The organism is Promicromonospora kroppenstedtii DSM 19349 (genome assembly GCF_000515355.1).
Classification (GTDB): Bacteria; Actinomycetota; Actinomycetes; order Actinomycetales; family Cellulomonadaceae; genus Promicromonospora; species Promicromonospora kroppenstedtii.
The window spans coordinates 143,623-150,609 of the sequence record NZ_KI911740.1 but is presented as its reverse complement, the minus strand read 5'-3'; the positions used below and the strand labels follow the sequence as shown (position 1 = coordinate 150,609).

Genomic DNA, 6,987 nt, shown 5'->3' with positions numbered 1-6,987 from the left:
GGCGGCTGCTTCGCGGGCGCCGCAGGGCGCGCCCTGCGCGACCAGTCCGCCCAGGCCGGCACCGCGACCTCCCTGTACGGTTTCGGCACCTTCGCCGCGGCGGGGCTCATCGCCCCGATCGCAGGCCTGATCGGCCTGCACGACGCCGCGCCGATCGCGGGTGTGCTGTCGGTGACGGCGCTGGTCGGGACGACGGCGGCGGTGGCGATCCGGCGCCGGGACCGGCGCGCGCTGCTGCCCCACTCCGTCGTCTGATCCACGCAGCAACACGCACTTGACCCTGAACCTGACTGGAGAATCGCACCATGTTCGACCTGCCCGAGCTGCGCCGGCACGTCCCGCTCGCGGTGGCGCTCGGGGTCGACTCCGTCGGCACCGGGATCAGCGGCCCGCTGCTGCTCCTGTTCCTGACCCGCGTCGCCGACATCCCCCTGGCCCAGGCCGGGCTGACGCTCTCGGCGACCTTCGCCGTCGCGCTGGTCGTGCCGGCACTCGTTGGCCAGGTGGTGGCCCGGCTGGGCGGGCGGAACATCCTGATCGCCGCGCAGGTGCTCCAGGCCGTGGGGCTCGCCGGGCTGCTGGTGGCCCGCGACCTGCCCGCGGTCGCCGTCTGCACGCTCGTGGCGGCGGTCGGGCAGCGCGCCTTCTGGTCGTCGGTCTTCTCCGTCATCGCCGACGCGTCCGACTCCGGCCCGGCCGAGGACAAGGACCGCTGGTTCGCGTTCACCAACATGGTGCAGAACACGGGCTACGCTCTGGGCGCGCTGGCGGCGGGCGCGCTGCTACTGCTCCCGGGCGACCTGCCGTACCTGCTGGCCATCGGTACGAACGCGGCCTGCTTCGCGGTCTCGGCGCTGCTGCTTCTGGTCGACCGTTCGGGCCATCGGGTCCATGCCGCCGACGCCGCCCCGGTCCGGGCGCACCGCCTGCCGACGCTGCCGTACCTCGGGCTGATCGGCGTCGGGGCGCTGTTCGCGTTCTGCAGCACTGTCCTCGGTTCGGGCCTCGGGATCTACGTGGTCGACGGTCTGTCCGCGCCGGCCGCGCTCGTCGGACCGCTGCTCGCGATCAACACGATCCTCAGCGCGCTCGGGCAGGCGCCGGCGGTGCGCCTGACCCGCCGCCGGTCGCGCGTCGCCGTCATGGTCACGGCCGGGATCATCTGGTCGGTCTGGGGCATGTGCACCGCGATGCTGGGGCTGGCCACGGCGTGGCTGATCGTGCCCGGCCTGGTGCTGTCGGTGCTCGTCTACTCGGTCGCCGAGCTGCTGCACGGCCCGCGGTCGATCGCCTACGCCGCCGACGCCGCACCACCCGGCCAGCGCAGCACCTACCTCTCGTGGTTCCAGTACTCCTTCGCGCTGGCCAACATCGCGGCGCCGGGCGTCTTCGCGGCGACGTTCAGCGTGGACCCGGCGCTGCCCTGGGCCGTGACGTCGGTGGTGGCGCTGGTCGCCTGCGTGGGGCTGGTGCTCGTCGCACGGGCGCTGCCACCGGAGGCGGCGCGGCCGTGACGGGGCCGACTAATCGTTCGTGCCCGTTTTCGGCCGCTGACATGATGACGGCGTGCTGAGAAACGTTGACATCGCGGAGCGCCTGGCCGAGGGCCTCGCCGCCGTGCGTGCTCGCGACGCCGCATCAACAGCGGTACTCGAGAGCTGGCTCCTGTCGATGCCCGCGCGTGACCTGCTTCGTGTCGATCAAGCCGCTCGACACTGGCGGCTGGCCGCCCTCGGGTCGGCGGAGGAGTGGAGCGACCGCGCGCTCCGCGGCTCAGGTCACGTCGGCGTCGCACTCGCGAGCATGCACTACAACGGCCACGTGCGCGAAGCCGCCCTCCGCCTCCTGGCACAGATGGGCGAGGCTCTGGCCGACCGCATGGTGGCCGTCCGCCTCGACGACAACGTGCCGCTGATCCGGGAGGCGGCCACCAGGTCGTTGCTCAACCGGACGTCGCTCGCGCAGGCGAGCCGTATCGTGCCCGTGCTGCAGTTCCTTGAGAGCCGCGCCCGTGCAGCCGAGGCCCTGCTCGTCTACCTGCACGCGGTTTCCGCCGACCACGGGGAGGCCGCGCTGTGGTCTCTGCTGAGGCAGTCGTCCACCCGGGAAGTCCGCCGGAGGGCGTTCCAGCACAGCCTGACGCAGGGGCTGGTGAGCACCAGCGACGCCGTTGACGCCCTGTCGCTCGAGGAGGACCGCGTCGTGCAGAGCCTCTTGGCTCGCTTCATCGCCGACACCGCGACACCCGATGTCATAGCGGCTGCTCTCTTGCACGACGCATCTGCCGAGAGTCGCGCGCTCGGGCTGGTCCGGCTGACCGCCGAGCAGATCGATCCGGCCGACCTCGAACGACTGCTGGTGGACCCCGGCGAGCTGGTCCGGCTCTGGGCACGGCAACGGTGGACCGAGCAGGGTCGAGACACACTCGCGGCGTACCAGGCGGCCGCGCTCGGACCCGAGCCGGCCCGAGTGCGAGCCCGCGCTTACCGAGGCCTGGTCGAGGCCGGGGGAAGCATCGACCACGCTGTAGCGATCGGCCTGGTCGGCAGCGACGAACCGCCCCTGCAGAAGGCTGGCCTGCGCCTGCTCGCCGACGACGCACGGGCGAGCGACGTTCCCATGCTGCTCCAGACCCTCCTGACCGGCACCGCCCGCGTCGCACGGCTCGCTTCCGAGGACTTGCTCGAGGTCCCGGCAGCCTGGTCCGAGGAAGACCTGCGGCCGCTGACGACCTCAGCCGCGCCCGAGCTGCGACGTCGGGCATGGTGGCTCAAGCGCGGTCGGAGTGGCTGGGACGAGACGATCGCGGACCTGGAGATCACCCTCGACGACGACCCCGCCCTCGCCGCGCTCGGTCGCAACCTGACGGTGCCCCAGTTCGCGGTCCCGACCGAACAGCAGCGAGCCCGGCTCGCCGAGCTGCTGCCCCAGGTCTGGCCTGATACCTGGCGCACGAGCCGTGTCGCGTTCGCCGCGGGCTTCCGGGCGCCGAGCTCATAAGCCCTCTGGCGTTAGTCGGGCCGTTCACCCGAACGCCAGCAGGTCAGCCCGCATCCGCTCCGTCTGGGGCTGCGGCCCGTAGACCCGGTCCCGCGCGTCCAGCGCCCGCAGCACCAGCGCGCGGCCGAAGTCGTCGATCTGACCGGTCAGGCGCAGCAGCGTGAACCCCGCGCCGATGACGACGTCGACCATGTCGACGTCGTCATCGGCGAGCCCGGCCGCGACCGCGGCCTCGTCGCCGAACCACTCGGGGTCGATCTGCGCCAGGGTCGTGCTGCCGTCCAGCTCGTCGGCCCGTCGCGCGGTCAGGACGACCAGGTCCCACCCCTCGTCGTTGCCGAACGGTGCGAAGTCGTCGCCCTGGTCGTCGTAGATCGGGTCGCGAAAGTGCGCGACGAAGGCCGGATGCTTGGGCCCGAGGCCACCGTCGTCGTCATCGGCTGCCGCGTCTGCGAGATCGGAGCGTTCAGTCACCGGACCCACCCACAGCCCCGGCGGGCGCAGCCGAGAGGGCCTGCCGCAGGTCCTCGATCGACGCCTCGACCTTGCCGAGCCACTCGCTCAGCGACTGTTCACTGGCCTCCTGCCACAGCTCGTAGACCTCCGAGCCGGCGCCGAGCACCTGGTCCGTCTGGTCCAGCAGCCACGCGGCACGCTCGTCGTCGAGCAGGTCACGGGCCGCCTCCACGGCCTCGGTGTGCGGCAGGTCGCGCAGCCCACGCGCGGCCAGCGCCACCTCGACGAGCGCGAGGACGGCCGCACCGGCGTCGCTCTCGATGTAGCCGCCCCGCAGCTCGTCGGCGAGGTCGGTGAACGAGAGCTCGCGGTCCGTGAGCGCCCCCAGCGTGTCCAGGGCCGCGTCGTTGCCCAGGACGTCAGTGCTCCATGTACCCATGGCGAGGAACGTACGCGGAGCCACTGACACTCCCCCGGCTGCCAGAAACAGGCCTACCGCAGCAGGCCCCGCAGCCAGGCGATGCTGGCTTCCGCCTGCACGCCCTGGAACTGGCGCAGGTGCGGGATCCCGGGCGGCGGCTCCTGCAGCGAGCCGTGCGTGAAGTAGGCGGCGAGCACCGCGACCCGGGTCGCGACGGCCTCGGGCTCGGTGCCGCGCGGGAGCGGCGTCCGGCCCAGCACTTCCGACGGCGTGGGCCCGCCGAGCGCGTGCATGGCGGGCAGCATCCCGACGAGATCGAGGAACGCCGCGCCCCGCACGGCGTGCGGCCAGTCGACGACGACGCCCCGCGGCCGGTCGTCGGGCCCGAGGACCAGCACGTTGTCCGCGCGGAAGTCGGCGTGGACCAGCCGGTCGCCCCCGAACGCCTCAGCCTGCCGTTCCGGAGCGGCGATCTGCGCGATCAGGTCGAGGTGCTCGGCGAGCCAGGGGTCGTAGATCGCCAGTCCCTGCGGGCGCTCGTCGGCCAGGACCTGCGCCTCGGACCGCGGCTCCTGGGCGTAGTCGGGGAACGCGTCGCCGTCGGGCGCCTGATGCTCGCCGATCTCGAGTGCGAGGCGTGCGAGCAGGTCGACGTCGTCGAGATCCCACGGGTCGGTGCGCACCGCGCGCCCGTGCACGGGTTCGAAGGCCAGCACGGCCCAGCTGGGCACGTCCACGCCGGCGACGCCGCCGTCGTCCGGCACGTCGAGGGACCACAGGAAGCGGGGCGACGGGAGTGTCGCGGGCAGCCGCGCGGCCTTGACCGCCTCGTTCCGGTGCAGCCGACGAGCCTCGGTCTGGTCAGGGGAAGCGGCCTTGACGAAGACCGGGCCGTTCTCGGTGGTGAGCACGCTGGCCAGGCCGGGCGAGTAGCCGCCGTCGTGCGAGACCCAGGAGGTGACCTTCGCGCCCAGGCGGTCCTCGATCGCCGTCCGGATCGGGTCGGGCAGGTCGGGCCAGGTGGGGCGTACGCGGGTCATGCCAGTGCAGCCTGCCGGAGCACGGGTCAGGGAACCAACGGAATTTCGGGACGACGCCGGGGTCGACGACGCGGAGGGTGGTTCAGAGCCGGTGCAGCAGGTCGATGAACTCGTCAGCCATGGCGAGCTTGCGGGCCAGGTCCGCGCGCCGCTCCTGCGCGGAGGTCACGTAGGCCGCCAGGCGAGCCCGGGCCTCCGGTGTGTCGTCCTGGGCCAGGGAGTCGGTGAGGTCGAGCAGGTCGGCCATCTCTTCCAGGCTGAAGCCCAGCGGCTTCATGCGCCGGATCAGCAGCAGGCGCTGGACGTCGGCCTCGGTGTAGAGGCGGAAGCCGCCCTCGGTGCGGCCCGACGGCGTGAGCAGGCCGACCTCGTCGTAGTGGCGCAGGGTGCGCAGCGAGAGTGCCGTCCGTTCGGCGACCGCCCCGATGTGGAACGTGACCTCGTTGATCACCGGTCGCTGCGCCATGGGGCCAGCCTCCCACAACACGACCGTCCGAACTCTACCCTCACGTCAGGGTAGAGTTGCCTCCCGTGCCTCAGACCCCCGCCGCCCCCGGCCCCGCGACCTCCCCCGCATCCGGCGCCCCCGAGGCCGCCGGGTCCGGTTCGTTCCGGGCCGCCTTCCGCTCCGTGACGACGCTGCGCACCGAGGTGCTCGCGGGCCTGGTGGTGGCGCTGGCCCTGATCCCGGAGGCGATCGCGTTCTCGATCATCGCGGGCGTCGACCCGCGGATCGGCCTGTTCGCGTCGTTCACGATGGCCGTCACCATCTCGTTCCTCGGCGGGCGCCCGGCCATGATCTCGGCGGCGACGGGCGCCGTCGCCCTGGTCATCGCGCCAGTGGTGCGCGAGCACGGGCTCGACTACCTGGTGGCGACCGTCATCCTCGCCGGGGTGATCCAGGTGGTCCTGGGCCTGCTCGGCGTCGCGAAGATCATGCGGTTCATCCCGCGTTCGGTGATGGTCGGCTTCGTCAACGCGCTCGCGATCCTGATCTTCCTGTCCCAGGTGACGCACCTGGTGGGCGTGCCGTGGGTGGTGTACCCGCTGGTCGCCGTGGGTATCGCGATCATCGTGCTGCTCCCGAGGTGGACCAAGGCCGTGCCCGCACCGCTGGTCGCGATCGTGCTGCTGACGGTGGCCGTCGTCGTCGCCGGAATCAAGGTGCCGACCGTGGGCGACGAGGGCGCGCTGCCCGAGTCGCTGCCCTCCCTCCTCTTCCCGGACGTGCCCCTGAACCTGGAGACGCTGCGGATCATCGCGCCGTACGCGCTGGCGATGGCGCTGGTCGGCATCCTGGAGTCACTGCTGACCGCCAAGCTGGTCGACGACGTGACCGACACGCACTCGAACAAGACCCGCGAGGCGTGGGGCCAGGGCGTCGCCAACGTCGTGACCGGGTTCTTCGGCGGCATGGGCGGCTGCGCGATGATCGGCCAGACCATGATCAACGTGCGCGGCTCCGGCGCCCGCACCCGGCTGTCGACCTTCCTGGCCGGCGTGTTCCTGCTGATCCTGGTGGTCGGGCTGGGCGACGTCGTGGCCATGATGCCGATGGCGGCGCTGGTCGCGGTGATGATCATGGTCTCGGTCGGCACGTTCGACTGGCGCTCGATCACGACGCTGCGCCGCATGCCGAAGTCCGAGACGACGGTCATGCTCGCGACCGTCCTCGTGACGGTGGCGACGCACAACCTGGCGTACGGCGTGATCGTGGGCGTGCTGACGGCGATGGTGCTGTTCGCGCACCGGGTCGCGCACTTCACGTCGGTGACGCGGCTGGATGTTTCGGACGACGACGGCGAGCGGGTCTACGCGGTCGAGGGCGAGCTGTTCTTCGCGTCGTCGAACGACCTGGTCTACCAGTTCGACTACGCGGGCGACCCGAAGAACGTGGTGATCGACCTGAGCCGGGCGCACATCTGGGACGCCTCCACGGTCGCGTCGCTGGACGCGGTGCGGGCCAAGTACGAGGCGCGGGGCAAGACGGTGACGATCGTCGGGATGAACGAGGACTCGGCGGCGCGGCACGGGCGGCTGGCGGGGGTTGTCGGGGGCGGGCACTGACGC

7 protein-coding genes and 1 pseudogene are annotated in these 6,987 nt (G+C 72.0%); 4 read left to right on the top strand and 4 right to left on the bottom strand.

Annotated elements, in window-relative coordinates; all coding sequences use genetic code 11:
- The 3 genes and pseudogenes from PROKR_RS35960 to PROKR_RS23125 all read left to right on the top strand — a co-directional run.
- A pseudogene (locus tag PROKR_RS35960) lies at positions 1 to 255 on the top strand (hypothetical protein); the annotation flags it as partial.
- Between the two features lie 50 nt (positions 256 to 305).
- Complete coding sequence (locus PROKR_RS23130; RefSeq protein WP_051433269.1) at positions 306 to 1,514, top strand: MFS transporter; 1,209 nt, start codon at positions 306 to 308, stop codon at positions 1,512 to 1,514.
- Between the two features lie 52 nt (positions 1,515 to 1,566).
- Entirely contained in the window at positions 1,567 to 3,000 is a 1,434-nt protein-coding gene (locus PROKR_RS23125) for a hypothetical protein (protein WP_036968056.1), read from the top strand.
- Positions 3,001 to 3,024: 24 nt separating this feature from the next.
- On the opposite strand, the gene PROKR_RS23120 is transcribed toward PROKR_RS23125, so the two are convergent.
- From PROKR_RS23120 to PROKR_RS23105, 4 genes are all read right to left on the bottom strand, one after another.
- Positions 3,025 to 3,474, bottom strand: a complete 450-nt coding sequence (locus PROKR_RS23120; RefSeq protein WP_036968054.1) for a hypothetical protein — start codon at positions 3,472 to 3,474, stop codon at positions 3,025 to 3,027.
- Positions 3,467 to 3,895, bottom strand: a complete 429-nt coding sequence (locus PROKR_RS23115; RefSeq protein WP_036968050.1) for a DUF4259 domain-containing protein — start codon at positions 3,893 to 3,895, stop codon at positions 3,467 to 3,469. Before PROKR_RS23115 ends, PROKR_RS23120 begins: the two co-directional genes overlap by 8 nt.
- A 53-nt stretch (positions 3,896 to 3,948) precedes the next feature.
- Entirely contained in the window at positions 3,949 to 4,917 is a 969-nt protein-coding gene (locus tag PROKR_RS23110; RefSeq protein ID WP_036968048.1) for an aminoglycoside phosphotransferase family protein, read from the bottom strand.
- Between the two features lie 82 nt (positions 4,918 to 4,999).
- On the bottom strand, positions 5,000 to 5,383 hold the full coding sequence (locus PROKR_RS23105; RefSeq protein WP_084800632.1) for a MerR family transcriptional regulator: 384 nt from the start codon (positions 5,381 to 5,383) through the stop codon (positions 5,000 to 5,002).
- 65 nt (positions 5,384 to 5,448) lie between these two features.
- On the opposite strand from PROKR_RS23105, the gene PROKR_RS23100 reads away from it, so the two are divergent.
- Positions 5,449 to 6,984, top strand: coding sequence for a SulP family inorganic anion transporter (locus PROKR_RS23100; protein ID WP_051433268.1), 1,536 nt, complete (start codon positions 5,449 to 5,451; stop codon positions 6,982 to 6,984).
- Positions 6,985 to 6,987 lie beyond the last annotated feature (3 nt).

Excerpts from the sequence above, each read along its gene's own strand:
- PROKR_RS23130 (WP_051433269.1), top strand. The coding sequence starts at position 306 with ATGTTCGACCTGCCCGAGCTGCGCCGGCACGTCCCGCTCGCGGTGGCG.
- PROKR_RS23105 (WP_084800632.1), bottom strand. The coding sequence starts at position 5,383 with ATGGCGCAGCGACCGGTGATCAACGAGGTCACGTTCCACATCGGGGCG.
- PROKR_RS23115 (WP_036968050.1), bottom strand. The coding sequence starts at position 3,895 with ATGGGTACATGGAGCACTGACGTCCTGGGCAACGACGCGGCCCTGGAC.
- PROKR_RS23110 (WP_036968048.1), bottom strand. The coding sequence starts at position 4,917 with ATGACCCGCGTACGCCCCACCTGGCCCGACCTGCCCGACCCGATCCGG.